The following is a 24,684-nucleotide window of genomic DNA, read 5'->3' as shown; positions in this document are numbered from 1 at the left end:
TTGCCCGCTGCAGGGTCTTGGTGAGTTTACTACATGATTTCTGCTCCTGCTGTTATTGATTGATGATGCCGCGCGGCAGACGCTGCCCCGAAGGTCAGTGGCCGCTACGCGAATGCCTGTTCTTTAAAATATCACGGGACGCAGGTCGTCGACGCAGCGCCAAGCCTGAAAGGCCGCAACCAGGTTCGCCTGATCCGGATCCTCAGCAAGGCAATTGAACACCCAGGACAGCCACAGCGCTTGAGCGTGGTCTGCTGCTCGCCGGGATTTTTCTGACGGCCCGGCCATCTTGGACGCCAAAGTTATGCCAAACAGTTCGGCGCTGACCCTGACATATTGGTCTTCTGTCCGGTGAACATGGATCTTGCGGTGGAGACCCAGATTGAAGATCGGCAGTGCATCAAGGACATTTTTCGCAAAGTCGGCTTTGGTTTTTGGCCGGTGAGACCCGCCCGGAGCTTCCAGAACCGCGCAAACGCAGTCGGTCTGTTGATCGAGCAGCTTCGTCATTTCCAGTAAAGGAGCGGTTCGATCCTTATCCGGATATGTATGATGATGGCGCGTGAACAATATGTCATCACCAGGCTGGAAATTGACTTCGAAGGCACCAAAGGCGCGTATGAACCGTTCGGTGTTGCGGCGATAGGGATGATAGACGACGGAGAAGGTGACGATCCGCTCCGAATATATGGGAAGTTTCATAAAAATTATCCTGAAATGCCAAGCGGGCGGTCATCCTGAGATGCCGCCCGCTTGAGGATTGGTTAGAAGATATTGGTAGAGCCAGTCGTCAATAGAGCGCTGCCCGTGATCACGCCGGCTCGACTTTAAAAATGTCCACGCTCGTGATGGAGCGTAGAATAGAAGCTACGCTGCCCGGTAGATCGGACAGGTATAATTGGCTGTGCTATCTTTGAGCTGAGCCCAGGGCTTGAACGTTCGCCTCAGAAACTCGCTCTCCGGGTTCGCGCTCGTCGCTGCATTTGCCAGCGCCAAACTGCATGCTGGAATGGCGCAGCGGATCAGCCCGTGGGATTTGAGATGGCGCAACATGATGATCGCTGTCGTCATGACGTCAGCCAGCACCTGCTCCTCGACATCCCCCCACATCCCCTTCTCGACCAGCTCGCCGATGGTTTTGGATGGCGACGGCTTTGCCGGTATCGAGCAAGCTGCTGCATATTCCGGAAGATGAACCGATTCCGCGCGGATCGAGACGGCGCCGCATAGATCGATCCTACGGTCAGAGACTGGCGAGAGTTCGCGCAGCTGCCCGGGCATGATCAGATCAAGCTCACCAGCGGTTCGGCGCAGAACGGCCAGATCCTTATGCTCCCCGCCCCATGTCACCAGCACAGCGCCTGGTTCCTGGTCCAAGGCATCAAAGAAAACAGAGACCATTTCCTTTTCGCTGTGGTCATTGGCAGAGAGAACAATCGGACCTTGGATCTCGGGAATATCCGAACCCCGCTTGAAGCGCATCACGCACCAAGATGCCGCCGCCACGCGGTGAAACGGCCAACGTATCTTTTCCTCGGCGTCTTTGCCTTCAGCTACGCCATATCCGTTATGGCGGTCCCGGTCATAGCCATATTCAAAGTCAGCAACGATATAGGTGCGGGTTCTGTCGTGATGGGCTGCACTGCCGCGCGCTGCAAATAGATTGGCTTCGCGTGACAGCTGTCGTTCAATTTCTGTTGGGTTGGTCATGAGTATATTTCTTTCATAAAAAAAGCCCGCCGAAAGGCAGGCCGTGGTTGTTGAGGCTTGTGATTAATTTTTACCGGTGACGCTCAGTTGCGGTCATCGTTTTAGCTCCGAACAGTGGAAGTCCCTCGGTTCGGAACCAGCTGCGTTCAACAGCCAGCTTTTCCTCTGCCATTTCTTTGCACCAGATGCGGCGCCCAGCATCCCACCGATAACCTCGAGCCTTGAGCTTATCCTTTGCAGAATATGGCGCGCGCAACGCTTCAACGAGCACGGTCGGCGTCTCGGCAGCTTGCAGCAGACGCTGCAGATGGCTCTGGACCGGACTGTCGCCTGGCCCCCGCTGACGCTGCTGCAGCAACCAGAACAATGACCAGACGTCTGCCTCAGCCCTATGGGCATTGGTAAACCAGCCATGCTGAGCCAGCAGATGTTGTTGCGAGCGTCCTTCGTAGCCAAGCTTCAACCAGTCGATCTCGCTGCAGGAACAAGCCCAGGCCTTGCCTTTCAGTTTTGGATAGCGCTGCTCGATCCAAGCCAAATCAAATTTTGCGTTCTGGGCGACCAGCAGATCCGCTCGATCGAGGAAGCCCAATGCTGCTGCATCATCAATCTGCTTGTGGGCCAAATGATGATTGGCAAGGCCGGTGATCAACGTGATCTCCGGTTCCAGTTCTATTCCGGGATCTTGCAGCCAACTTACCGGCCCCATGTGCCCGCTGACCTCTCCGTCATCATCCACCCACACCAGCATAATCGCGAGTTCGATCAGCTTGTCTTCATGAACGTTTAGTCCCGAAGTTTCAGTGTCTAAAATTGCAATGCATCTGCCATCGGGCGGCACGCCGTCTTCCGGCATATGAGAAAAGCGTTTCGGGACGGCGCGCAGCACGCGGTAGCCTTCTTCACGGTCAAGCCGTCTGGAAATTTCCTCCAGCTCTGATTGGTTTTGTAACATGTTCATTTTGGTTTCTCCTGTTGGGAAACCGGCGAGGCTTTGCCGAGCGCTACTGCTCTTTTTTCCTCTCACCTGCCGGCTTCACCGGCAAAGCACTTTCAATGTATTTTTTCTTCTACAACACAGATGTCCGCTGAAGCGTCAGCGGCCCCAAGAATTATTGTTACGGATAATTAGTTTACGTCTACGCTCCCACTGAGCTTCACTCTCGTCAGGTTTACGAAAGGACCAGTTTTTATACTGGCTGAGAAAATGTCCCGGCGTATCGCGCAAGGCCTGCGCTTCATACGGTATGAGATTAAATATCCGCCTGCATTCTTCGGCTCCGCTCTTAGGATCGCGCTTATCGGTTCTTGCCCGCAGATGCAGTTCATCGGCAATATAATCGGCCATTTGTTGTTTATTGGTAGCGCGCGCGGAGCGCCATGTAACAATTTCCGGCGGTATATCAGTATCAAACTTAAAGCGGTCTGGCCGCAGGTAAGATACTGCTATTAAGCGGTTGAACGTCGGATCATCTTTTTGTTGCTCGTAAAACGCCATAACCCAGTGATCCTCTGGTTTGGAAATTTCAACCTTGCCCTCCTTAACAATGATCCGATCTGAATGCATAGCGGCGCAAAACCATTTTCGTTGCTCCATTTGTATATGCTCGATTGCTTCGAGCCGCATTTGTGTTTCCGATAAAAGCAACGCCTCAGGAGTTTTTGAAAAAGCATTAAACAGTGCAGGATCATCGAGATAGCGATAGCCGCCGCGTGTTCCCCGCGAAGAGGCCAGAAGCAAGGTGTTTCGATCCATATTGTCTAATATTCGGCTGGCCCTTCCTGGCAATGGATCGTTCAATTGTTTGTTTCGTGCCGCCTCCCGCGCGATCTGATTGCGCATTCCTAAAGTCTCAATTTTGGAATCTGTGAACAACTCAGCTTGCTTGCGCCGCTTTTGTTTGGCTGCTCGCTCTTTATCCCGATAAATCCTGAGTTTTGGAACCAAATCGAGCCAAATTCGGTGTCGTTCTAGAATCCCGCGATGACGTTCCCTTTCAATCTTGTCGCAGTGTTTTTCACCGGAAGACTTTTGCTGGTCTTCGAGCTGCAGCCCAAGTTCAGCGGCCAAAAATACAGTGTTGGCAATTGCAGCAGGTTTGCCAAAAATTCGAACCGATGAAAGTTTCGCTGCGGCAAGACGAAGCGCATCAATCTGCGCTCGCCGCGCAGTTGATCTGATGGCGATCATGTTTTGAGTCTCTACGAACATCAGCCGCATACCTTCGTAATATTCAATCCGGCCAAGCCGCTTCTTAATCTGGTATCGCTTTGCCAACTTGCCCTTGATATCAGCTTTGACCTTTCCATTATCTGGCTTGAACCTGCTCCATATAATTGCCAAAAATTGTGTGGATATTGTAGGTTTTGGCAGCAGCTTGCCCGTGTCCGGCGATCGCTTGCGGCGGGCTCGTCTCGCTCCGATGGCTACAGCAAATTGCTTGGCAACGGATAGCTCCTCTTCAGCCATTTGACGTTGCCTGCTTGCTAGATAATTGTAATTTGCGCCCTTTTTGCCATCACGATAATCTTCCTGTCGATGAAGATTATCGGTTTGCATGTGAGAGGTGAGTTTTTTTGCTTCCTGGGAAAGGTCCCATCTTGCCGCCGAGTTTTCCTTTTTCGCATCGGTGGTTGGCTTGTCGAAGCGCGGCATTACGAACGGCCTGATTTTTAGGCTTGGACAAGGCGGAACATAGGGTGTGCCGAACTTGGCCTGCAGCTTGCCTAACGCTGCGTTCGAGTAAGCCTTTCCTGCTGCAATTTTTAAAGATTTCTGCTTTCCATTTTGCGGCACGGTTTCAAGAACAGCTGTGTTACCAACTTTAACATAGCGAAGTCCTACTCGCGCCAGCCTACTGTGGAGATCAGGCCAGTCTTTCGCATTTTGTATCCGGGGTGCTGCAAGAATGTGCGCAACTCTTGACATAGGCCATTCTTCACCGGCGAGGTCTTTTGGTCCCGCTTTGTTGTTATCAAAGATAATTTCATGCTGGCTCTGGATGCTATGAATGAGCTGATGGTCAACCTTCCCATCAGCATTTTTGATTATTGAACCGCGCGCGTCTGCAATTTTTATGTCTGAGAAGGTATGATAGACGCCGGTTTCGTCTGCCACATATCTCCTGTTCGGTTCGGGCCCGAGGCCCTCTTGATATTCACAAACAGCGATCGCGATTTGTGCGGCTTCTTTCCACCAGCCGTATCCAAAACTTACATTGCCGCCAGTTGCGGCATTGATAGAAACAGAGAGATGATGACCGTGGGAGTTTGGGGTATCACCGTGAAATGCGCCTACTGACGGACATTCTTCGATTCCCATTATACGGCAGATCGTTGCTCGCTGACGCCTCATTGATGCGCTGTCGACCGCTTCGCCTTTGCGATGGCTCCATGTCATGTGCCAAAGGCGGTCGAGACCTGCGCCAGCTGCATATACGGCCATATCTCTGACATGATCTTGGACCTTATTTGAAGACAGATTGTCGGCGTATCGCTCTACTATACGATGCGACCCCTCACCTTCCGGGTCCATTATTGCATATTCACCAACTCGTTCTGCGGTCACAAAAGCATGATGGTGCTCGCCCGAGGCAGCGAGCCCGATTATGTATGAGGAGCAGCCTATCGCGATATCAAAGCTGCGCGCTTGTTTTGCCGCTCCGCCTACAAGATCTTTTATTTGATCGCGATATTGCCAGATTTTGATGATCATGGCGTCGGCTTACGCCAGTCAGTGATCGCAGAAGAACGATTGTTGATCTCGCGGTCGGTCAGTAAATTGACGATCTCCCGAGAAATTTTGACCAGATCGTGATCTATCTCCATTCGCTCGCTGTTTCTCTCAATCATTGTGGCGATTGCATCGCTCGCTTGCTGGATCAGACGGGACATCTCAGGGGTTTGGATTGGCCTACCATCGGATTGCTTCGGGATAGCTTTACGCAACGAAGTAAGGGCCCGGATAACGTCGCAAATTGTGAATAGATCATTCTGAACGAGATTTACTGTAACCAACAACCTCGACGTTATGTCGTATACGGGATCTCGGAAGCCGTTTGACAATAAGATGCGCTCGCGGCAATATTCAGAGGTTGAGGCACCCTGCGCTGACTTTTTAACGAACTCGACCTCTTCTTTGCTTCCAAAATGGACAACGATACGGGGCCGCGAAGTGCGAAGGTCTTTCCGCTTCGGCTTGGAACCGCCTGACATCAGATTTCTCCTCCGCTAAAATCTAGTAACGAACTGAAAACCTGCATGCCGTCACGAAGCGTAGCGACACGATGGCAATAAAATGTGGGAATCCCACATTCATCCTGCTTAAGTTTAGGCCCCTTTTGGACATGGTTTCTCATGGTAAAGGGACCTGTAGTTCGCGCATCGCTTTAATCAGATAAGCCCGCTCTGTCGGGCCTCGGTTTAAAACCTCATCTACGGCCGCTTTGTCTGACGCAAGAGCACCAGCGTTCTCGAGGACTTGTTCTAGGCTCTCGTTAAACCGGATGCTTCCAAAGAATTTGTTTGCTTTGCCAGCACCATCCTTCTTGAAATAAAAGTCGAATTTGTCCGGCATTTTAGCGACTGACCCGTTGGTAGCATGCTCCACATATTCGATATGCGGTTGAACGGCAGAATCGCTGGGCGCATAATTCGCAGGTTGGTATGATGGTTCTTTAGACACCTTGTCCAAAGTTGCTGCCCCGCGATCCTGAGTTGCGGTCGGCGTTGGAACGTCTTCAAAACGCTTGACCTCTTCCCCCTCGGTCAAATTGTTTTTCATTTGATCATGGTCCTGATCGGGCAAGCTATTTTGACCCTTGGGGGGTGGAGCCTCATCAGTTATTGCCAAATTCTCTGGAGCTTTGCCGAGATCCGAACGTTGGTTGTGCATATCGGAAAATTCCGACTTTAGTGAGCTTCCTTCATCCAGGACTGCTCTGCTCGCTTCAGGATCTTGCGATGCATCATTCAGTTTACTGGGAGAATATTTGCCGCTGATCAATTCTTCCCGGTTCCGGCAAAGCCAATTGATCCAGTTTTCAAGTTCAGCAGGTTCATCGCTGGGCAAGCGGCCGAAAACTTTCATGACGGACTTTGCCATGTTTTTTCCGTAGGCCGTTCTTCCGGACCGGAGTGTCCTGCGTAGTTCGTTGAGAATGTAGGCATTGGCTTCCGGTGGCAAATTTGGAAAACCTGGTTCAGGGTCAGAACCAATTTGAGAGAATTTACCCGTCGGATATTGGCGCTGCAGCTTTTTAATACGGCGACGTTCTTTTGCAGCTTTTGATAGGGGTTTCCTCTTAGTAGCGGGCGGTGAGACTTGGCCTTTGGCGTTCTCATCCGGATAGTTTTTGTCCATAATATACCTCGATTACATAGTTATCTAAAGGTTATAGGACGTGGTAAAAAAACACCCAAAGGTTCTGGTGAATAATTTTTTCGGATAATTTTGCTTGGCTAGTCGCAAGATAGATTCCGCACCGTGGACAAAGGACTATGTTTCGCAATTTATGGTCGATATTTATTGGAAGCGGGTGGCCTCCTGGGGGATCAGTAGTGCGATAGGATGGCTACTTCGCGCCCTCGTTTAGGTCATTCACATGTAGCTCCGGCGGGGCCGAAAGCGGTCACGGGAATATTTGCAAATACTGGAATTCGTTGACAGAACTCGCGATGCGCCAGATCCTTTCTGCCATCTTTAAATTCTCGGTGCCAGCGTCTCAATGATTTTGCATTCCCCTACTGTTCCATGCTGACAAGCACCAATCAAGCGATCCAGCTCAGAACGTAGCGTGGTCAGGTCGTCAATTTTCTGATCAATCTCGGCAAGGTGCCTGCTCGCAATATCATCAACTGCTTCACAGGATTGATCTTGATTGTCCGATAATTCCAGCAATTCGCGCAGTGCCTTCAGGGTAAAGCCGAGATTTCGGGCACGGCGGATGAACGGAAGCCTGGCGAGATGGTCGCTTCCGTAATCCCGGTAGTTTGAAGTCGTTCGTGCTGGGGGCGGTAACAGGCCGAATTTCTCATAGTTGCGGACGGTTTCAACTTTTGTCTTTGTCGCCTTTGCCAGTGCTCCAATTTTCATCGTTTGATCCTATAGTTACTACAGGGTGCATAAGTGTCGGCGAATCAAATTTTGTCTATGAAAAATCAGGCCTGATAATTGCTGCGCCGATGCCTGTGGAACCGGGGGTCCGCTGGGGAAGTGAAACTTCGCAGAGTGCACCAATGATTTCGCAATTCTCCGCTCGCCCACCGGAACAAGATATCGCAAACGCCAAGAGCGAATGCCGCAATCCTTCAAGCTGGCTTATCTTCATATCAATTCGTTCAAGATGCGATTTTGCGATGGTCGATGCCAGAGTGCAATCCTGTTCTGGACTATCTGATAGACTTAGAAGCGACCTAATTTCAGCAAGGGAAAAGCCGAAGCTGCGGCTATGCCTTATAAAAGATAGTCTTTTTACGTCGCATTCAGCATAGGTGCGTCGCCCTGAATCTGTCCGCACAGGTGGGGGCAATATCCCGATATCTTCGTAATACCGAATGGTATTCACTTTGGTGCCTGTGCGATTTCCAAGTTCGCCAATCATCATCTTTGCCAAAATAACCTCCTAATGACTTGCATTTGCAAAAACTGCTTGCTTCTACAGTCACTAGAGGTTGTAGAGCAACCCTATGAGTAAGAATGATGAAGATGGCTGCGCCTGCGCTGGTGATGCCGTAAGGGCTCAGGATGATCCAGCATACCGGCGTGCTTTGTGGATTGTTGTGATCCTCAACATCGGGTTTGGGCTATGCGAGATTATTGGCGGATTTGTTGCTGATAGTCAGGCACTCAAGGCAGACGCGCTCGATTTTCTGGGTGATGGCTCAATCACGCTGATCGGGCTTTTCGCACTTGGGTGGACAGCGCTTGCGCGTTCGCGTGTGGCGCTCGTCCAAGGCATTTTTCTCGGACTGCTAGGTATAGGCGTGATCGGGTTTGCCATCTGGCGGGCTATGAGTCCGGGAATGCCAGAAGCCGGTATTATGGGGGTAATTGGTTTTGTCGCGCTCGGGATAAATATAGCGTCGGCTTACGTTCTGTCACAGTTTCGTGATGGTGATGCAAATGTTCAAGCCATATGGCTGTTCAGCCGCAATGACGCGATCGCAAACGTCGCTGTAATAGGTGCTGCCGGTCTCGTGGCGTGGACCGGAAAAGCCTGGCCCGATATCGCCGTGGCTGCCGTTATTGCGATGCTTTTCATTCACTCAGCATACCAAATCATACAAAACGCGGTTGCCGAAATGCAGCTTCAAAATGCCTGAGAGAATTGCGAACCTAATGCGTCATTTTGCTAGAATATCATTCATTCTGATATCGCTCTTGATGCTGGCCGCCATTTCTATTCCGGCTTATGCGCAGGTAAAAATTGCCGAGGTTGAAACGCTGTGGCGATTGCTGGATTATATTGCGGTCGATTATCCCGGCGCAGTAGATAAAGGCAAGGTGACAAACGACGCTGAATATTCCGAAATGGAGGAGTTTTCGGGAGCTGTCGTCGACGGTTTGGCAAAGCTGCCACCAAAGCCGGGTCGAGCCGACCTGGTTGCAAAAGGTGACGAGCTTAATGCGGCCATTGATAATAAAACGTCTCCGGATAAAGTCGCGCGGCAGGCACGCCTGCTGGCAACGGAGTTGCTACGCAGTTATCCTGTTCCACTTGCACCCAAAATTGCACCAAACATACAAAATGGCAAACGGCTATATGCTCAAAATTGTGCCAGTTGCCACGGCATGTCTGGTAACGGCCAAGGGCCGAATGCAGAGCAGCTCGACCCCGCTCCTATTGCTTTTACCGATGGCGCTCGAGCAAGAGAACGCAGCCTGTTCGCACTTTATCAGGTTATAGGTCAGGGGCTTGACGGGACAGCAATGCAGAGTTTTGCCGATTTGCCTGCTCAGGATCTTTGGGACATGGCCGCCTATGTGGGCGGCTTTGCATTTGCTGAGGCATCCAAGGGAGAAGAGCTTTGGGAAAATGACGCGTCTATTCGCGCTCTGTTTCCTGATCTCGCAGCTCTGGCAAGCATGACTCCTGCCAATCTTGGAAAGCAGATTGGACCAGAAAAAGCAGATGCGGTGATGGCATTCCTGCGGAACCACCCGGATGCCATTGGGGCTACCTCAAGCGGTTCTCTGGCACTATCGCGGACCAAACTAAAAGAAAGTTTTGCTGCTTATCAAGCAGGCAGAAAAGACGAGGCAGAAACTCTAGCATTATCTGCGTATCTTGACGGCTTTGAACCTCTGGAACCTGCGCTGGCCTCTCGCGATCCCTCTTTGCTAAAAGCCATTGAACGCTCGATGGCCCGTGTCCGCGCTGCTATCGGTGACGATCTTCCTGTAGCAGAGGTGGAGAGCCGGATCGACGCGCTTGATCGGCTTTTTTCGGAAGCAGAGTCCGCGTTGGACGCCGATCAAGCCAGCCAGGCATCGGCTTTCGTAGGAGCCTTCACGATATTGCTGCGCGAAGGGCTGGAGGCATTACTGATCGTGGTTGCCATGATTGCGTTTCTGCGCAAAGCCGAACGTCCCGAAGTCATGTTGTATGTGCATGGGGGCTGGATAACGGCGCTTCTCGCAGGCGGCATCACATGGTTCGCTGCCACCTATCTCATAGGTATCAGCGGCGCTAGCCGTGAACTGACCGAAGGCTTTGGTTCGCTATTTGCAGCGGTAATCCTGCTTTTTGTGGGCTTGTGGATGCACGGCAAGTCCCGCGCCGATGAGTGGCAACGCTATATCCGCGAAACAATGAGCAAAGTATTGTCGCGGGGATCTGCATGGTTTCTCTTTGGGCTAGCATTCATTGTCGTTTACCGTGAGGTCTTTGAGACAATACTGTTTTTTGCGGCGCTCTGGACTGCGGACAATGGTATGATCATTCTGGTTGGCTCTGGAGCCGCGATCTTTTTGCTTATGGCCATTGCCTGGGCAATGCTAAGCTACAGCCGGAAATTGCCGATAGGTAAGTTTTTCGCTTACAGCTCAGCATTGATGGTCGTGCTGACAGTGGTTCTCACCGGAAAAGGAATTGCTGCGTTACAGGAAGCCGGTTTCATAAGCGTGACTCCGCTTCCTGATTTTCTGCAGATTTCGATGTTGGGAATTTTCCCTGCGGTTCAGTCTATTTTGGCCCAGATTGTGGCAATGGGAGTCATCGCTATCGGCTATTGGTATAATGCTAGGAAGACTTAATTCTTCGTGATTTTTACTAATTCTTAAACCGATCAAAGACCACAAAATTTGATGATATTACATATCTAACTGCATGAAATATTGGAAATGTTGTTCAAAAGCACTTGATGAACTAACGAGATAATGTATTGGGCGGAACCATGAATGAACGCAGCGGCATAAATGAAAAAACGTCAGGGCTCTTTCGCCTGATGGCGGTTTTGCTCGTTCTGATTATGTCGAGCATGACGGTAGCCGAAGCAGCTGAATGCGCCAGCGAACCACAAAACGCCGAACTGATGTTGATTTCCGACGCCGGACACTCGGATGAAGCCCCTTCGGATAATGACGCCGGTAAACATGGAATCTGTCCGCATGGTCATTGCCATAACGGCAGCGTTACCACAGAACGGTTGCTGGGCTTCGACGGTTCAGTGAATCTGGTAAGTTCCAGCTTCAGCAGCAATGCCGATCAATTTGCGCTGTCTGCGCATTCATCCCGTTTAAAACGACCACCTCGCGTCTGAACTAATTCTGACTTGCGCCAGACTCATGGCGTTATTTCAATTAGTTAAGCGAGGATTTCTCAGAAATGTTGAAGAAAATGGCGCGCCTGCGCCTCTGTGCGGCAATGATATTTGCCGCGAGCCCTGCCACTGCCGCTCTGGCCGAGGATCAGAGTGTTAGTTTAAACGAGGCCTTAGTGCGCGCTGGAGCTGAATCGCCTGCCGTGCAAATTTCCCAAGCAGAGATTGATATCGCGCGCGGAAACCAAAAACAAGCGAGCCTCGGACCAAATCCCGAGGTCTCGGTAGAGGTTGAAAACGTCGCCGGGAGCGGCGTTTTCAAAGGCCTGCGTTCAACCGAATATACAGTTTCTGTTGGGCAAAGATTGGAGCTCGGCGGTAAACGCGGAGCCAGAACACGTGCGGCGCGAGCGCAGACAAGCCTGGCAGAGGTAGAAGCTGCTATCTCTCAGGCCGAATTGGCCAGCTCCGTGCGTTTGGCATATACAGAAGCAGTTGCTGCTCAGAGCCGCCTTGACTTTGCAACGCGCGTCGTCGGTCGCAACCGGGAGCTGTCAAGAATTGCTAGAATCCTCGTTGAAACTGGCCGTGACCCGCCGCTTAGAGCATTGCGCGCTGACGCTGCGCTTGGCGAAGCGGAAGCAGCACTGGAAGCCGCAAGGGCAGAGGAATATTCCGCCAGATTGCTACTTGCATCGCTTTGGGGCTCGCAAACACCACCTCAGGAAGTTGAGCCGGTCTGGCTCAGCGGCGGTGACGTAGAATTTGAGGCCGACCTGTCCCAATCCCTACAGATCAAAGCCGCAGAAGCGAACCGGGACGCTGCCAGTGCCATTGTCACGCGCGAACGCGCAAATGCTGTTCCGGATCTAACGTTAAGCGGCGGCGCCAGACGTTTTGAAGAAAGCGGGGATACTGCGTTCATCGTGGGTGCTTCGATTGCCATACCGTTTGGAAATCGCAACCAGGGCAGCATTCAAGCGGCAGAAGCGAGCGTTCGCGGAGCTGAGGCGCGTCGCGCTTTGCGGTTGGTAGCGATCAACCGGGAATATAATATTGCCAGCAATCAACTGGAAGCAACGCAAAGCCGGGTGGAAACTCTGGAAAGCCAGACACTGCCCCAAGCTGAAGAAGCATCAAGGCTGGCCCAACTGGGATATCAATACGGAAAATTTACCCTGTTGGATGTCCTGGACGCTGCAGCAGCAAGAGACACGGCTGAACTCGGCCTGTTGGAAGCCAAGGTAGCGAGAGCGGAGGCGGTGATTACACTGCTGAGATTGGCGGCCAGATAGATGAGAAAACTGGAAGTAGATCACGTCATAATATTGGCTGGCATCTTCACCATGCTGACTGTTCTAACCGGCCTGTTCATGCTGACGTCGATCGCAATAGCGGTGCCAGATTGCGTCACTACAGAAACCAGTTTTTCCGGTGACAGCGGGCCTCCACAAAACCAGAGTTTGACTGCGGGACGGTCACAAAATTCGAGCAGGGATATATAAAATGAACAACAGAAAATGGATCATAATCGCTGGCCTGGCCATCGCGTTTGCGGTTGTGCTGGGAGTAATTTTCAATGGCTCAACCGGCGGTAGCGCGGAAAATCAGGGCGCTGCCAACACCACAGAAGAAAATCATTCCGAAGAAGAGGGCGTTGTCGAAATGACAGAAGAACAGCTGCGCGCCTCTGAAATCGGAATATTCGATGTGGCTCCAAGTTCGCTTGATGCCGAGATTATTGCGCAGGGTAGTGTTGCACCGTCTCCCCAAGGGCAGGCCATATTGAGTGCAGGCGCTGAAGGCAGGGTCACGAACATCAAAAAGAGGTTGGGAGATGCGGTTCGGCGCGGCGAGACAGTAGCTACCATAGAGAGCCGCGAAGCCGCCGCAATTAGTTCCGAAGTTACATCGGCAGCTTCTCGGGCCGCGCTTGCCCGGTCGCAGCTGAACCGTGAGCAGCGCCTCTTCGATGAGAAAATCACCGCACGGGCAGATCTTGAAACGGCGAGAGCAGAAAATCAACAGGCTGCCGCAGAAGCAAGACGGGCAAGCCAGGCGGCCACTGCGTCAGGTGTCAGCGGACGATTTATTGCTGTGCGCTCACCGATTGGCGGCCGAATAACGTCAAGCCCGGCAATTCTCGGCTCCTATGTCACCGCACAGGATGAGCTTTTCCGTATCGCCAATCCGAACCTTATTCAAATTGAGGCGGCAGTTCCTGCGGAAGATGCGCGCAAGATCAGCACTGGAGCAGCGGCCACGGTCGAAACGCCCGAGGGTGAAATCTCCGCTCGGGTATTGGCGGTTACGCCAGCTGCCGATCCGGAAAACAGAGCGGCCATTGTCGTGCTTGCCCCTGCTTCAGGCGCCAGACTCGTCCCCGGAGAATATGTGCGGGTGCGGATACTTCAGCAGGCGACAAGCGATCAGTCTACGGCATTGATTGTTCCCGCAGAGGCTGTCCAATCCGTCGAAGGACGCAACGTCGTGTTTGTAAAGACCAAATCTGGTTTCCGTGCACGGTCCGTTACGACCGGAGCGAAGAGCGGCGGTAGAATCGAGATTGTCGACGGTCTCAAGTCCGGCGAACAAATCGCCGGTAAAAACGCCTTTCTCCTGAAATCTGAACTTGGCCGCGGCGAAGCAGAACATTGATTAATACATTCCCATTGGAGCAACGGCTATGATTGCACGTCTCGTCGAAATGTCCGTCCGCAATCGGTATCTTACCGTATTGTTTCTTGCTGCAGTCGCGGCACTCGGAGTCTTTAATCTGGTTAATCTGCCAATTGATGCTGTCCCTGACATCACCAATAATCAGGTCCAGATCAACACTGTCGACCCTACTCTCTCACCGCTCGATATTGAACGCTTGGTGACTTATCCGGTTGAAACATCGCTGGCGGGCATTCCGGGACTGCAGACGACCCGATCCATCTCCCGGAACGGCTTTTCGCAGGTTACGGCGATATTCGACGATAGCGCCGACGTCTACTTTGCTCGTCAACAGGTGGCCGAAAGACTGACCACTGTTCGCAATAGCCTGCCGGCCACTGCCGAACCGGCAATGGGACCGGTATCCACAGGGCTTGGCGAGGTTTTGATGTGGACGGTCAGCTACGAGCCATTTGAAAAAGGAAAAGCTGCGGGCGGTTCTGGCTGGCAATCTGATGGTTCATACCTGACTCCCGAAGGTGAACGCTTGAACGATGAAGTCTCAAAGGCGGCGTATCTACGCACGCTTCAAGACTGGGTAATCGGACCGCAATTGCGCAACGTCAAGGGCATCGCTGGTGTTGACTCGATTGGTGGTTACGCCAAACAATTTGTCGTTACCCCCTCGGCGGCTCGGCTTTCTTCCTACGGTATCGGTTTTGACGATCTTTCCGAAGCGCTTGGAAGGGTCAATCTTTCTGTTGGCGCAAACTTCGTTGAACGCGGCGGAGAGGCATTTCTGGTGCGGGCAGACGCACGACTCAAATCGCTGGAAGAAATTGAAAATTCGATCATCGCGACACGCGAAGGCATTCCTGTTCGCGTCCGTGACGTTGCATCCGTCAGCAATGGCGGCGATTTGCGAACCGGCGCGGCAACCGAGAATGGCGAAGAAGTCGTTGTCGGAACCGCATTGATGCTGCTTGGTGAAAACAGCCGTGCGGTTGCCGCTGCAACCGGTGAAAGGCTTGCAGAAATCGTCAAGACAATGCCTCCCAACATAAAATTAGAAGTCGTTCTGGACCGTTCGAAACTGGTCAATGCGACTATCAGCACGGTTGAAAAAAACCTGACCGAGGGAGCTTTGTTGGTTATCGTCGCGCTATTCCTGCTCCTTGGCAATTTCAGGGCAGCGCTGATTACCGCGCTCGTCATTCCCGTTTCCTTTGTGATGATGGCAATCGGCATGAATCGATTTGGCGTTTCGGGAAATCTCATGAGCTTGGGCGCTCTTGATTTCGGCTTGATCGTTGACGGCAGTGTTATCATCGTGGAAAATTTCCTGCGCCGGATGGCAGGCCGGCAACATGAAGAAGGGCGACTTCTATCTCTAGGCGAACGACTGGAAGAAGTGATCGCATCAACAAGAGAAATGATCAGGCCTTCGCTATTTGGCCAGGCGATAATTTTGCTGGTTTTCGTGCCATTGCTCACCTTCCAGGGTGTTGAAGGAAAGACCTTCTCGCCGATGGCCATCACCGTAATGCTTGCGCTCATATCGGCGTTTATTCTCTCACTGACCTTGGTCCCGGCATTATTGGCTCTGCTGATAAGCGGCCGTGTTTCTGAAAAAGAGGTTCGGATGGTGAGCTGGAGCAAAAGCAAATACGAACCGGCATTACGAAAAGCACTGAAATGGCCCGGACGGGCAACCTTGGCAGGCCTTGCCGTATTTGGACTGTCGATCGGTATGTTCGGCTTTCTCGGTAGCGAGTTCATGCCGCAACTCGACGAACAGGATCTGTCCCTTCAATCGATCCGAATACCGTCCACTTCGCTGGATCAATCTGTTTCAATGCAAAAACAGATCGAGCGGGAGATTTCCAAATTTCCACAGGTCCGCTTCATGTATTCAAAAACCGGAACAGCTGAAGTGGCCAGCGATCCCATGCCGGTCAATATTTCCGATGCATTTATCATTTTGCGTCCGAAAGATGAATGGCCCGACCCGTCGCTTTCAAAGACAGAGCTGGTGGAACAGATGGAAGCGAAACTAGCCAATCTCATCGGCCAGAATTACGAGTTCAGTCAGCCCATTGAAATGCGTTTCAATGAGTTGATTGCAGGTGTGCGGGGTGATGTTGCCGTCAAGGTATTTGGCGACGACCTCGAGCAGCTGTCGGCCACTGCCAATCAGCTTGCGACCGTTTTTTCGGGTATTGAAGGTTCTGCGGATGTCCGCGTCGAGCAAACCGAGGGCTTTCCGACATTGGACGTGCAATTCGATAATTCGGCAATTGCAGCCCATGGTCTCACCGTTGATGAAGTGGCCGCAACCGTCAGCGCCGCATTGGGCGGCGCCGAAAGCGGGCTGGTATTTCAGGGCGACCGCAGGTTTGATATTGTTGTGAGGCTACCTGGCGAAGTGCGTAACGATATCGACGCTATCGGAGCGCTACCAGTTATTTTGCCGGAAAATGGTTTCGGGAAAAGGTCGTCGGTTCCACTCCGATCCTTGGCTACCCTGAAAGAAACCGAAGGCCTCAATCAGATCAGCCGGGAAAACGGACAGCGGCGCGTTGTTGTGCAGCTCAATGTTCGAGGCCGCGATGTTGGCTCCTTTGTGAACGAAGCGAAGTCCCAAATTGAGCGCGATGTCGCTCTACCATCAGGAGTCATCCTCGAATGGGGCGGGCAATTTGAAAGCCTGCAGGCCGCTCAGGCAAGAATCAATCTTGTTGTTCCTGTCATAGCGCTGTTGATCTTTGGTCTGCTGGTCATGGCTCTCGGTAACTTCCGTATGGCTGCCGCAGTATTTGTCACAGTCCCTCTGGGAATTGCAGGCGGGATATTCTCGCTAGCAGCAACGGGTCTGCCATTCTCTATCTCGGTTGCTGTGGGCTTTATTGTTCTGGCCGGCGTGGCGGTGCTCAATGGACTTGTGATGATGACCGCCATTCAGGGGCGTCTTGAATCTGGCGTGGAATTGGTTGAGGCCATCTACTCTGGCGCAGTCGAACGCTACAGGTCCATTCTGATGACAGCCATCGTGCCGTCATTGGGCTTCGTTCCGATGGCAATCGCGACTGGCACAGGCGCTGAGGTGCAAAAGCCGTTGGCGATCGTGGTTATCGGCGGTTTGATCACCGCAACGATTTTGACGCTTTTCGTGTTGCCCGCCGTGACACGGTTGATGCTTGAGCGCGAATTTCCCGATTTGAGGCCGCATATCAAGCGATTCACGCCCTCTTTGGACAAATTTCCAATCCTGCAACGTTTCCGTCCAAAGCCAGAATGAGAAGGAGTGCATAATGCAAAAGCCGCAACAAATATCACTCATGCGGATTTATACCGATGAAGCCGCAATGCATGGGGACGAGACAGTTGTTACCACCATTATTGATCGGGCCAGATCTTATGGCCTTCGCGGAGGCACCGTCCTGAAAGGAATATTGGGGTTCTCCTCGTCTTCCATTGTTCATGAACATCACGCGTTCGGAATTGGCGATAATCCACCGGTGGTGATCGAAATAATCGATGCCCGGGCACGACTGGAAGATTTCTACACTCAGCTAGACGATCTGCGGGGGATCGGGCTAGTCAGCCTCGAAAAGGTTGATGTTCTCACGCGAGCGGCAGAACAGAAATGACCGATGAGCACAGCAAGCATTCGGAAAATTCGGATCACTCGCACGGAGGGCTAATCGACAGGCTGCTTGGTGGCCGTGCAGAAATGGTATTTGCAGGCCTTTGCGGTGCAACCCTTCTTGCCGGATGGCTGGGACCAAAAATCAATCTTCTGCCGGCGAATATTGGGTTCTGGTTTTTGGTAGCGGCCTATTTTTTCGGCGGCTATTTTACGATATTGGAAGCCTTCGAAAAAATCAGAAATCGAAAATTTGAAATAGATTTTCTCATGATCGTTGCCGCCGGCGGGGCGGCGTGGCTCGGGGCATGGGCAGAGGGAGCATTTCTATTATTCCTGTTCAGCATCGGCCATGCACTTGAAAATTATGCAATGGCCCGCGCGCGCGATGCCATATCCGCACTGTCTGACCTTGCTCCCGAGGAGGCGGTGGTCCGCAGGGATGGAGAGGAATTGCGATTGCCCGTGGCCGAGTTGGTAATCGGCGATATTGTAATCATCCGCTCCAACGAGCGACTTCCAGCAGACGGTTTTGTTGTCAAAGGGGCGAGCAGCGTCAACCAGGCTCCCATAACCGGTGAGAGCGTCCCGGTCGACAAGCGTCCGGTCGACAATGCTGCAGCGGCGGCCAAAGCAGCCGATAAAGTCAAATCCGAACATAGGGTTTTCGCCGGATCCATAAACGGAAGCGGTAGCCTCGAAGTGCAAGTCACCCGATTGGCGTCGGAAACCACATTGGCCCGGGTTGTCGAAATGGTGAACGATGCGGAGACGCGTCAATCGCCAACGCAGAGCTTCACCAATAAGTTTGAGCGGATTTTTGTGCCGGTTGTCATTCTGCTTGCAATCGCAACTGGATTTTCTTGGTTGGTGATAGACGAGCCAGTCTCCGATAGCATTTACAGGGCGATGGCAGTCCTCGTTGCCGCCAGCCCCTGTGCGCTGGCTATTGCAACACCCAGCGCTGTTTTAAGCGGGATTGCCCGTGCAGCGCGGGGCGGCGTTCTCATAAAGGGCGGCGCGCCTCTCGAGATGCTGGGTAAGCTTGATTCGATCGCTTTTGACAAAACCGGGACCCTTACGATTGGCGAACCGGAGTTAGTCGAAACGGTGCCTTTCGGAGAAATTGGAGCAGACGAACTCATCGCTATTTCTGCCGCTGTCGAAGTGCATAGTGATCACCCTCTGGCGCAAGCTATTGTGCGTGCTGCAGAAAAACGCCTCGGATCATCGGATCTGATCGCTACAAATTTTCAGAGCATAACGGGCAAAGGCGTTACTGCCAAAATCAATGGCGAAAAGGTCTTGATAGGAAAAGCGGGGCTGTTTCTCGACGATGATCAGGATTCGCTTCCTCAAGATGTCGCCCAAAAAGTCACCGAAATGTCTTCACGCGGTCGCACCACCATGATTGTCAGGCGTGGCGGCAAATTTATTGGCGTTCTCGGCCTCATGGATACGCCCCGCGCTGCAGCGTCCGAAGTGATAAACAAGCTCCGGTCTATTGGAATCTCACGGATGATGATGATTTCTGGCGACAATCAGAAAGTCGCCGACGCGATCGCCCTGGAAGTAGGTCTTGACGAAGCCTTTGGTGACCTAATGCCGGATGACAAGGTCGAGAAAATTGCTCAACTGAGCGATCAGGGCGGAGTGGCGATGGTTGGTGATGGTGTGAACGATGCCCCCGCGATGGCAAATGCGACTGTTGGAATAGCCATGGGAGCCGCCGGTTCCGATGTCGCGCTTGAAACGGCAGATATCGCGTTAATGGCAGATGATCTGGCAACATTGCCTTTTGCCGTTGGTCTCAGCAGATCGACAAGTAGCATTATCCGTCAAAATCTTTGGATCAGTCTCGGCGTGGTGGCCGTATTGATCCCGGCAACACTCTTCGGCCTGGGGATCGGCCCCGCTGTCGTGATGCATGAAGGATCGACGCTTGTCGTGGTCATAAATGCCTTGCGGCTGCTGGGATATAAGGAAAGTTAATCGGTGCGGCCATCATGCCGGTCGTGCTCATGGATGGAAGAGCGAGAGCCTGTTGAATATCAGATTTGAGCCGAGTTTAATGCAATCAAGCAGGGTTGACCCAAAACGCAAAAAACGAGTGAAGATATGAGCGTTCGTCTAAAGATATTTCAGCGCGGTTTCGAATTGATACCATCATTCATTCTAGCCGGAATTTTCTTGGTATTCTGGTCGAAGGTGGCGAAAGGTCATTTAGATGCAATAGATAGAACCCTTTTGCTTGCTTTTCGATCGCCGAGAAATTCGGATATACTGATGGGCCCGGACTGGCTGCTCCAATTTGTCCGCAATATCACCTTTTTGGGAGATTCAACCTTCCTGCTTCTGGTCATATTTGCCGTATCATTCTTTCTGATCGCCAAAAAAGCCTATTTCAATGCATTCTTGTTGCCCGCTTTGTCTCTCAGTGGATTTTGGGCAGTATCCTTATTAAAAGATTTTTTCGGCAGGCCGCGACCTGCGATTGTAGAATATCTTTCTGTTCCCAATTCAGCGAGTTTTCCAAGCGGCCATGCCGCGAACTCGACTATCGCCTATATCCTTACCGCACTGGCGCTATTTAAACTCGTGCCAGGCCGATATGCACGTTTTTCCCTGATTTGTGGTGCGCTATTATTGGCTGTCTTGATCGGCACGTCGAGGATTGCCTTGGGCGTCCATTGGCCAAGCGATGTGCTGGGCGGTTGGATTTTTGGGCTCAGTTGGTGCTGTTTGTGGCTATTGAAAAATAGTAGAACAGATGCGCAATACATCTAAAACCACTGCCACGCCAAGCCAACGCGATGAACACTCAATCAATCGCTGACGGGGGACATAATCTATTGCGATTCAACAGGTCCTTTACAAAATTCAGAATATAGGGTAGCCCCCTATGCTATGTCACATACATCGGATGATAAAAAGCTTCTGGCGCGCGTCAGCCGCCTTAAAGGGCAACTAGAAGCCATTGAGCGGGCTTTGGAAAACAAGGCTCCTTGCGGTGAGATACTCAATCTTGTCGCCTCGGTTCGAGGAGCCGTAAATGGGCTTACCGTGGAATTGATTGAGGATCATGTCCGCGAACATGTCTCCAATCCTGAAACGGACACTGATGAAGCGCGCGCTCAAGGCGCGACAGATCTGATCCAGGTTATCCGGACATATTTGAAATGATAACCTCCGAAGCTGCAACTCAAGCCGGACACGAACATGATCACGTATTTTTAGGCCAAAATCACGAACGGAACGAACGCCGGACCTGGTTCGTTATTGCCCTGACCAGCGTGATGATGGTTGTCGAGATTGCAGCCGGGACAATTTACGGTTCGATGGCGCTGGTCGCCGATGGCTGGCATATGTCCACGCACGCCGCTGCGATGCTGATCGCTGCGCTCGCCTATCTATATGCACGCCGCAATGCCAAGAACCCCCGCTTCACATTCGGCACCGGCAAGGTGGGGGACCTTGCAGCTTTCGCCAGCGCAATTGTTCTGGCGTTGGTTGCGCTACTGATAGGATGGGAAAGTGTCGTCAGACTGGCAAATCCGATCCCGATCAGCTTCCCCCAGGCAATCTTCGTGGCCATCATTGGCCTAATTGTGAATCTGGTCAGTGCTTGGTTTCTCCGCGACGATCATGATCATCATCATGGGGACAGCCATCATCACGATCATAGCCACGATCACGACCATCATGCTGAACACCATGGCCGGGACCAAAATCTGCGCGCTGCTTATCTCCATGTGCTGGCTGATGCTCTAACATCGGTATTGGCAATAATTGCGCTGATAGCCGGCAGCATCTACGGATGGATATGGCTTGACCCGCTCATGGGTATCGTCGGTTCGCTTGTCATTGCGCGCTGGTCATGGGGTTTGATGCGCGATACCGGCTCAACGATGCTGGATTACAGAAAAGCGGGCGACCCAGTCTCAGCAAAAATCCGCTCGATCATCGAGGAAGCTGGAGACAAAATCTCCGACCTGCATGTCTGGCAACTGGGTCCAGGACACCATGCCGCTATTGTAGCAGTCATTACGGAAAGTGATACAGCCCCCGCTGTTTATCGCGAGAGACTGGCCGAAACCGTGGGGCTTTCTCATATCACCGTGGAAGTGAATCCAGCTTAGACGGCTGGGAAAGCGCATTAAATGGAAAACCTGTTTCTCATTGTAGCTCTTGCTGTGGGCTTGGCGATGGACGCCTTTGCGGTGGCGGTTGCTCAAGGGGCTGCAGGACATAATTCCATGTTTCACGCCACTCGAACGGGAATGGCATTTGGCGTAGCGCAGGGCATCATGCCATTTCTGGGATGGGCCCTTGGAATAGCTTTTGTTTCGGAGATCAGCGCTTATGATCACTGGATTGCTCTCATTCTGCTCAGCGGTTTAGGGTTAAAAATGCTTTGGGAAGCGCTGGGCAGGAACGAAAGAGATGCGGTGTCCAGTCTCTCAGGCTGGGCGCTGGGAACGGCTGCGATAGCAACGAGCATAGACGCCTTTGCTGCCGGCATCATGCTGCCTGCTCTTGGCCTTCCGGTTTTACTGGCCTGTGTTATTATTGGGACAGTTACAGCTTTGCTTTCCAGCTTGGGCGTGATGATCGGCGGAATGGCAAGCTCGCGCATCGGGAGACATGCCGAAGTCGCAGGAGGCGTCATTCTCATTGGCCTGGGAATCAAAATCTTCGTCGAACACTAGCTACCTTGGATAAAGCCAATTGATCTGAGATTATATTTTCAGTGTATCTTGGCTGCGACTGCAAGTTTGATACGCTGAAATTCAGCTTTCAGTATCGAGAACAGATCGCGGGAACGACAACAACTGGACGCATTTCAGACTGGCGGCTTCCAATGTTCGGTTGTGCGAAAGCAGAGGTCATCGGTTTGTTCACTTTAACGACCTCCAACGATTTAATTTCGATCTTCAAAGTTATAGCAGTTTACCTCACAACATCGAGCCAATATCGGAACCAACCGATGGATAGGCGCTCACCATTTTTTTCAGGTCGCTGGTGGTCAAATCAAGCCGCATCGCCAGACTGAAGAAATTGATGATTTCGGCATATTCCGGCCCCAGCAAATGCGCGCCCAATATCTTGTCGGTTTCATCGTCGATGATGACTTTGGTTGCAGCGCAGGTCTCCCCCACCCGAAGATTGGAATACCAGCCGCTTGTATCGTTTGTCGCGATGCGCAGCTTGTAACCGGCCGCTTTTGCTTCTTCTTCCAGCATGCCCACGCGCGCCAGTTCGGGTATCGTAAATACCACTGTGGGAACGCCTTTATAGTCCGGTTTGGCATGATTGCCTTTCAGCATATTTGACGCAGCCACCTTGCCTTCAAACACGGCCACCGGCGTGAGCGGTGCACCTTTGGTGTCCGCCGCATCACCCGCTGCATAAATTGACGGATTGGAGATGCTTTGCAGAAATTCATTCACTTTGACGCCGTGGGCGCTGGAATCGACGCCCGCCTTGTCCAGATCGAGATAGTCGATCGCAGGAACGCGCCCCGCGCCATGCACGATCAGATCAACCGAATATTTTTGCGTGTTGCCGTCGACATCAAGGGTAGCCGAATAGCCGCTACCTTCTTGGGCGATGGAGACGAGACTGGTCTTCTGAACCACCTCGATTCCTGCCTCTTTGCTTCGCTCCAGCAATTTATCGACAAGATCGGGATCAAATCCCTTGAGCGCACGCTCGCCGCGATCAATGATCTGAATGTCGCTGCCCGCGCGCGCCGCGATATGAGCGAACTCGAAGGAGATGAACCCGCCACCGACAAACAAGATCTTTTTCGGGAGGCTCTCCAGTTCCAGAAACTCTGTGCTATCAATGAGATACTGCGCCCCAGGCAAATCAATTTTTCGGGGCTTTGCACCTGTAGCAATCAGCACCTTCTTCGCTTCCAGCAGCGTATTACCGCTAATCTCGATTTTATTTTTGCCGATAAATTTTGCGCTGCCGTGCAACGTGGTGACACCGTTCACATCGAGTCCAGATTCTATTTTTGGCGGCATTTTTTCCGTGAATGTCCGCTTGAACGCCATCAGGTCCGACCAGTTGATAGCCAGGCTGCCGGGCTCTATGCCCTTGCCCTTCATCAAGGAAGCAGCGTCGAATATTTCGGCGCCGCGCCTCAACATCTTTTTGGGGTCGCATCCTCTAAGGGCACATGTGCCGCCATAGGGTAGCTCGTCCACGACTGCGACTGACCAGCCAGCTGACGCACATTTGTTAGCCGCGGTGACGGCCGCCATGCCGACGCCCAGAACAACAAGATCGAATTTTTGTGTTTCCATTTGAATCCCTCAATCTCAGCAACAGGACGCGATTGCGCCAGATGCCTGAGCCTCCTGAATGGGCGGACACGGAACGGTGCCAAAGGAGCAGTAGACACAGCAATCGCCCGCATTGGGTCGCAAAACAATCTTGCACCCCTTGCAGTCATAGAAGAACTGACAGGCATCGGTCGGCATGGTCTCGGTTTCCTGATGCCCGCAATCAGGGCAGGTCAATCTGGATTGAGGCTGCATCAGCGATCCGCTCCATCAGCCACTATGCTGGCTGGATAACCGGCGTTGGTCGATGCAGAAGCAATTGCGGATGCATTTGCCAGTTTGGGATCAAAGGTCACTGTTGCGGTTTTTGCCTGAAAATCGACATCGACAGAAGACACGCCGCTGACCTTGCCCATCGCCTTCTTGACTGTAATCGGACAGGCGGCGCAGGTCATTTTTTCGATATCGAATGTTTCAGTTTTTGGGGCATTCTGAGATGCCGCTTCTGCAACGGCTTGAGCACCGGACGTCGGCAACAATGCCACCGCTCCCAGTCCGCCTGCTCCAAGAGCGACAACGACTGTAAAAATGATGTAAGCAGGTTTCATAATCTTT

General features: G+C 52.2%; 23 protein-coding genes. 12 read left to right on the top strand and 11 right to left on the bottom strand.

The genetic code is table 11. From position 1 onward, the window contains the following. Nucleotides 1–123: 123 nt before the first annotated feature. The 8 genes from ACHZCJ_RS14700 to ACHZCJ_RS14665 all read right to left on the bottom strand — a co-directional run bounded on the left by ACHZCJ_RS14700 (nucleotide 124) and on the right by ACHZCJ_RS14665 (nucleotide 8,315). Nucleotides 124–702 carry a hypothetical protein gene (locus tag ACHZCJ_RS14700; RefSeq protein WP_100093810.1) on the bottom strand — a complete coding sequence of 193 codons (579 nt, stop codon included), beginning with the start codon at nucleotides 700–702 and terminating at the stop codon, nucleotides 124–126. 165 nt (nucleotides 703–867) lie between these two features. Beyond that, on the bottom strand, nucleotides 868–1,710 hold the full coding sequence (locus tag ACHZCJ_RS14695; protein ID WP_100093809.1) for a hypothetical protein: 843 nt from the start codon (nucleotides 1,708–1,710) through the stop codon (nucleotides 868–870). 70 nt (nucleotides 1,711–1,780) lie between these two features. Further along, nucleotides 1,781–2,671: a 3'-5' exonuclease gene (locus ACHZCJ_RS14690; protein ID WP_100093808.1), complete on the bottom strand. Its 891-nt coding sequence runs from the start codon at nucleotides 2,669–2,671 to the stop codon at nucleotides 1,781–1,783. Nucleotides 2,672–2,806: 135 nt separating this feature from the next. Continuing rightward, the gene (locus ACHZCJ_RS14685) at nucleotides 2,807–5,425 is read right to left on the bottom strand and encodes a relaxase/mobilization nuclease domain-containing protein (RefSeq protein ID WP_100093807.1); all 2,619 of its coding nucleotides are present in this window, start codon (nucleotides 5,423–5,425) and stop codon (nucleotides 2,807–2,809) included. Continuing rightward, nucleotides 5,422–5,925: a hypothetical protein gene (locus ACHZCJ_RS14680; protein ID WP_100093806.1), complete on the bottom strand. Its 504-nt coding sequence runs from the start codon at nucleotides 5,923–5,925 to the stop codon at nucleotides 5,422–5,424. Before ACHZCJ_RS14680 ends, ACHZCJ_RS14685 begins: the two co-directional genes overlap by 4 nt. A 139-nt stretch (nucleotides 5,926–6,064) precedes the next feature. Next, nucleotides 6,065–7,072: a hypothetical protein gene (locus ACHZCJ_RS14675; RefSeq protein WP_123906290.1), complete on the bottom strand. Its 1,008-nt coding sequence runs from the start codon at nucleotides 7,070–7,072 to the stop codon at nucleotides 6,065–6,067. 339 nt (nucleotides 7,073–7,411) lie between these two features. Continuing rightward, nucleotides 7,412–7,804 carry a helix-turn-helix domain-containing protein gene (locus ACHZCJ_RS14670; protein ID WP_100093804.1) on the bottom strand — a complete coding sequence of 131 codons (393 nt, stop codon included), beginning with the start codon at nucleotides 7,802–7,804 and terminating at the stop codon, nucleotides 7,412–7,414. Between the two features lie 55 nt (nucleotides 7,805–7,859). Beyond that, a complete protein-coding gene (locus ACHZCJ_RS14665; RefSeq protein WP_100093803.1) occupies nucleotides 7,860–8,315 on the bottom strand; it encodes a helix-turn-helix domain-containing protein in 456 nt (151 codons plus the stop codon). A gap of 82 nt (nucleotides 8,316–8,397) precedes the next feature. On the opposite strand from ACHZCJ_RS14665, the gene ACHZCJ_RS14660 reads away from it, so the two are divergent. From ACHZCJ_RS14660 to ACHZCJ_RS14605, 12 genes are all read left to right on the top strand, one after another. Beyond that, the gene (locus tag ACHZCJ_RS14660; RefSeq protein WP_100093802.1) at nucleotides 8,398–9,033 is read left to right on the top strand and encodes a cation transporter; all 636 of its coding nucleotides are present in this window, start codon (nucleotides 8,398–8,400) and stop codon (nucleotides 9,031–9,033) included. Nucleotides 9,034–9,049: 16 nt separating this feature from the next. Then, the gene (locus tag ACHZCJ_RS14655; protein ID WP_236553971.1) at nucleotides 9,050–10,966 is read left to right on the top strand and encodes a cytochrome c/FTR1 family iron permease; all 1,917 of its coding nucleotides are present in this window, start codon (nucleotides 9,050–9,052) and stop codon (nucleotides 10,964–10,966) included. A 140-nt stretch (nucleotides 10,967–11,106) separates the two neighbouring features. Further along, nucleotides 11,107–11,472, top strand: a complete 366-nt coding sequence (locus tag ACHZCJ_RS14650; RefSeq protein WP_159645580.1) for a hypothetical protein — start codon at nucleotides 11,107–11,109, stop codon at nucleotides 11,470–11,472. 65 nt (nucleotides 11,473–11,537) lie between these two features. Beyond that, on the top strand, nucleotides 11,538–12,767 hold the full coding sequence (locus ACHZCJ_RS14645; protein ID WP_236553972.1) for a TolC family protein: 1,230 nt from the start codon (nucleotides 11,538–11,540) through the stop codon (nucleotides 12,765–12,767). Nucleotides 12,768–12,978: 211 nt separating this feature from the next. Beyond that, on the top strand, nucleotides 12,979–14,130 hold the full coding sequence (locus ACHZCJ_RS14640) for an efflux RND transporter periplasmic adaptor subunit (RefSeq protein WP_100093798.1): 1,152 nt from the start codon (nucleotides 12,979–12,981) through the stop codon (nucleotides 14,128–14,130). 28 nt (nucleotides 14,131–14,158) lie between these two features. Next, nucleotides 14,159–17,428 carry an efflux RND transporter permease subunit gene (locus ACHZCJ_RS14635; RefSeq protein ID WP_100093797.1) on the top strand — a complete coding sequence of 1,090 codons (3,270 nt, stop codon included), beginning with the start codon at nucleotides 14,159–14,161 and terminating at the stop codon, nucleotides 17,426–17,428. 13 nt (nucleotides 17,429–17,441) lie between these two features. Beyond that, on the top strand, nucleotides 17,442–17,780 hold the full coding sequence (locus ACHZCJ_RS14630; RefSeq protein ID WP_100093796.1) for a DUF190 domain-containing protein: 339 nt from the start codon (nucleotides 17,442–17,444) through the stop codon (nucleotides 17,778–17,780). After that, entirely contained in the window at nucleotides 17,777–19,768 is a 1,992-nt protein-coding gene (locus tag ACHZCJ_RS14625) for a heavy metal translocating P-type ATPase (protein WP_321327240.1), read from the top strand. The genes ACHZCJ_RS14630 and ACHZCJ_RS14625 overlap by 4 nt, the downstream gene beginning before the upstream one ends. A gap of 126 nt (nucleotides 19,769–19,894) precedes the next feature. Next, the gene (locus ACHZCJ_RS14620) at nucleotides 19,895–20,563 is read left to right on the top strand and encodes a phosphatase PAP2 family protein (protein WP_100093794.1); all 669 of its coding nucleotides are present in this window, start codon (nucleotides 19,895–19,897) and stop codon (nucleotides 20,561–20,563) included. A gap of 120 nt (nucleotides 20,564–20,683) precedes the next feature. Continuing rightward, nucleotides 20,684–20,959, top strand: a complete 276-nt coding sequence (locus tag ACHZCJ_RS14615; RefSeq protein WP_159645583.1) for a metal/formaldehyde-sensitive transcriptional repressor — start codon at nucleotides 20,684–20,686, stop codon at nucleotides 20,957–20,959. After that, complete coding sequence (gene dmeF, locus ACHZCJ_RS14610; protein WP_159645586.1) at nucleotides 20,956–21,915, top strand: CDF family Co(II)/Ni(II) efflux transporter DmeF; 960 nt, start codon at nucleotides 20,956–20,958, stop codon at nucleotides 21,913–21,915. The genes ACHZCJ_RS14615 and dmeF overlap by 4 nt, the downstream gene beginning before the upstream one ends. A gap of 21 nt (nucleotides 21,916–21,936) precedes the next feature. Next, on the top strand, nucleotides 21,937–22,485 hold the full coding sequence (locus tag ACHZCJ_RS14605) for a manganese efflux pump MntP family protein (protein WP_100093791.1): 549 nt from the start codon (nucleotides 21,937–21,939) through the stop codon (nucleotides 22,483–22,485). A gap of 246 nt (nucleotides 22,486–22,731) precedes the next feature. On the opposite strand, the gene ACHZCJ_RS14600 is transcribed toward ACHZCJ_RS14605, so the two are convergent. The 3 genes from ACHZCJ_RS14600 to ACHZCJ_RS14590 are packed head-to-tail and all read right to left on the bottom strand — an operon-like array spanning nucleotide 22,732 to nucleotide 24,677. Then, entirely contained in the window at nucleotides 22,732–24,090 is a 1,359-nt protein-coding gene (locus tag ACHZCJ_RS14600) for an NAD(P)/FAD-dependent oxidoreductase (RefSeq protein ID WP_100093790.1), read from the bottom strand. Nucleotides 24,091–24,105: 15 nt separating this feature from the next. Further along, entirely contained in the window at nucleotides 24,106–24,324 is a 219-nt protein-coding gene (locus tag ACHZCJ_RS14595; protein ID WP_100093789.1) for a GDCCVxC domain-containing (seleno)protein, read from the bottom strand. After that, a complete protein-coding gene (locus tag ACHZCJ_RS14590) occupies nucleotides 24,324–24,677 on the bottom strand; it encodes a cation transporter (RefSeq protein ID WP_100093788.1) in 354 nt (117 codons plus the stop codon). Before ACHZCJ_RS14590 ends, ACHZCJ_RS14595 begins: the two co-directional genes overlap by 1 nt. Between the last annotated feature and the right edge of the window lie 7 nt (nucleotides 24,678–24,684).

This window comes from uncultured Parasphingorhabdus sp., assembly GCF_963677535.2.
In the GTDB taxonomy this organism is placed as follows: Bacteria; Pseudomonadota; Alphaproteobacteria; order Sphingomonadales; family Sphingomonadaceae; genus Parasphingorhabdus.
Note: the sequence above shows the minus strand (reverse complement) of the source record. Positions and strands in the feature narration are given on the sequence as shown.

Coding starts and splice junctions, on each gene's coding strand:
- ACHZCJ_RS14700 (WP_100093810.1), bottom strand. CDS start 702: ATGAAACTTCCCATATATTCGGAGCGGATCGTCACCTTCTCCGTCGTC.
- ACHZCJ_RS14695 (WP_100093809.1), bottom strand. CDS start 1,710: ATGACCAACCCAACAGAAATTGAACGACAGCTGTCACGCGAAGCCAAT.
- ACHZCJ_RS14690 (WP_100093808.1), bottom strand. CDS start 2,671: ATGAACATGTTACAAAACCAATCAGAGCTGGAGGAAATTTCCAGACGG.
- ACHZCJ_RS14685 (WP_100093807.1), bottom strand. CDS start 5,425: ATGATCATCAAAATCTGGCAATATCGCGATCAAATAAAAGATCTTGTA.
- ACHZCJ_RS14680 (WP_100093806.1), bottom strand. CDS start 5,925: ATGTCAGGCGGTTCCAAGCCGAAGCGGAAAGACCTTCGCACTTCGCGG.
- ACHZCJ_RS14675 (WP_123906290.1), bottom strand. CDS start 7,072: ATGGACAAAAACTATCCGGATGAGAACGCCAAAGGCCAAGTCTCACCG.
- ACHZCJ_RS14670 (WP_100093804.1), bottom strand. CDS start 7,804: ATGAAAATTGGAGCACTGGCAAAGGCGACAAAGACAAAAGTTGAAACC.
- ACHZCJ_RS14665 (WP_100093803.1), bottom strand. CDS start 8,315: ATGATGATTGGCGAACTTGGAAATCGCACAGGCACCAAAGTGAATACC.
- ACHZCJ_RS14660 (WP_100093802.1), top strand. CDS start 8,398: ATGAGTAAGAATGATGAAGATGGCTGCGCCTGCGCTGGTGATGCCGTA.
- ACHZCJ_RS14655 (WP_236553971.1), top strand. CDS start 9,050: ATGCGTCATTTTGCTAGAATATCATTCATTCTGATATCGCTCTTGATG.
- ACHZCJ_RS14650 (WP_159645580.1), top strand. CDS start 11,107: ATGAATGAACGCAGCGGCATAAATGAAAAAACGTCAGGGCTCTTTCGC.
- ACHZCJ_RS14645 (WP_236553972.1), top strand. CDS start 11,538: ATGTTGAAGAAAATGGCGCGCCTGCGCCTCTGTGCGGCAATGATATTT.
- ACHZCJ_RS14640 (WP_100093798.1), top strand. CDS start 12,979: ATGAACAACAGAAAATGGATCATAATCGCTGGCCTGGCCATCGCGTTT.
- ACHZCJ_RS14635 (WP_100093797.1), top strand. CDS start 14,159: ATGATTGCACGTCTCGTCGAAATGTCCGTCCGCAATCGGTATCTTACC.
- ACHZCJ_RS14630 (WP_100093796.1), top strand. CDS start 17,442: ATGCAAAAGCCGCAACAAATATCACTCATGCGGATTTATACCGATGAA.
- ACHZCJ_RS14625 (WP_321327240.1), top strand. CDS start 17,777: ATGACCGATGAGCACAGCAAGCATTCGGAAAATTCGGATCACTCGCAC.
- ACHZCJ_RS14620 (WP_100093794.1), top strand. CDS start 19,895: ATGAGCGTTCGTCTAAAGATATTTCAGCGCGGTTTCGAATTGATACCA.
- ACHZCJ_RS14615 (WP_159645583.1), top strand. CDS start 20,684: ATGTCACATACATCGGATGATAAAAAGCTTCTGGCGCGCGTCAGCCGC.
- dmeF (WP_159645586.1), top strand. CDS start 20,956: ATGATAACCTCCGAAGCTGCAACTCAAGCCGGACACGAACATGATCAC.
- ACHZCJ_RS14605 (WP_100093791.1), top strand. CDS start 21,937: ATGGAAAACCTGTTTCTCATTGTAGCTCTTGCTGTGGGCTTGGCGATG.
- ACHZCJ_RS14600 (WP_100093790.1), bottom strand. CDS start 24,090: ATGGAAACACAAAAATTCGATCTTGTTGTTCTGGGCGTCGGCATGGCG.
- ACHZCJ_RS14595 (WP_100093789.1), bottom strand. CDS start 24,324: ATGCAGCCTCAATCCAGATTGACCTGCCCTGATTGCGGGCATCAGGAA.
- ACHZCJ_RS14590 (WP_100093788.1), bottom strand. CDS start 24,677: ATGAAACCTGCTTACATCATTTTTACAGTCGTTGTCGCTCTTGGAGCA.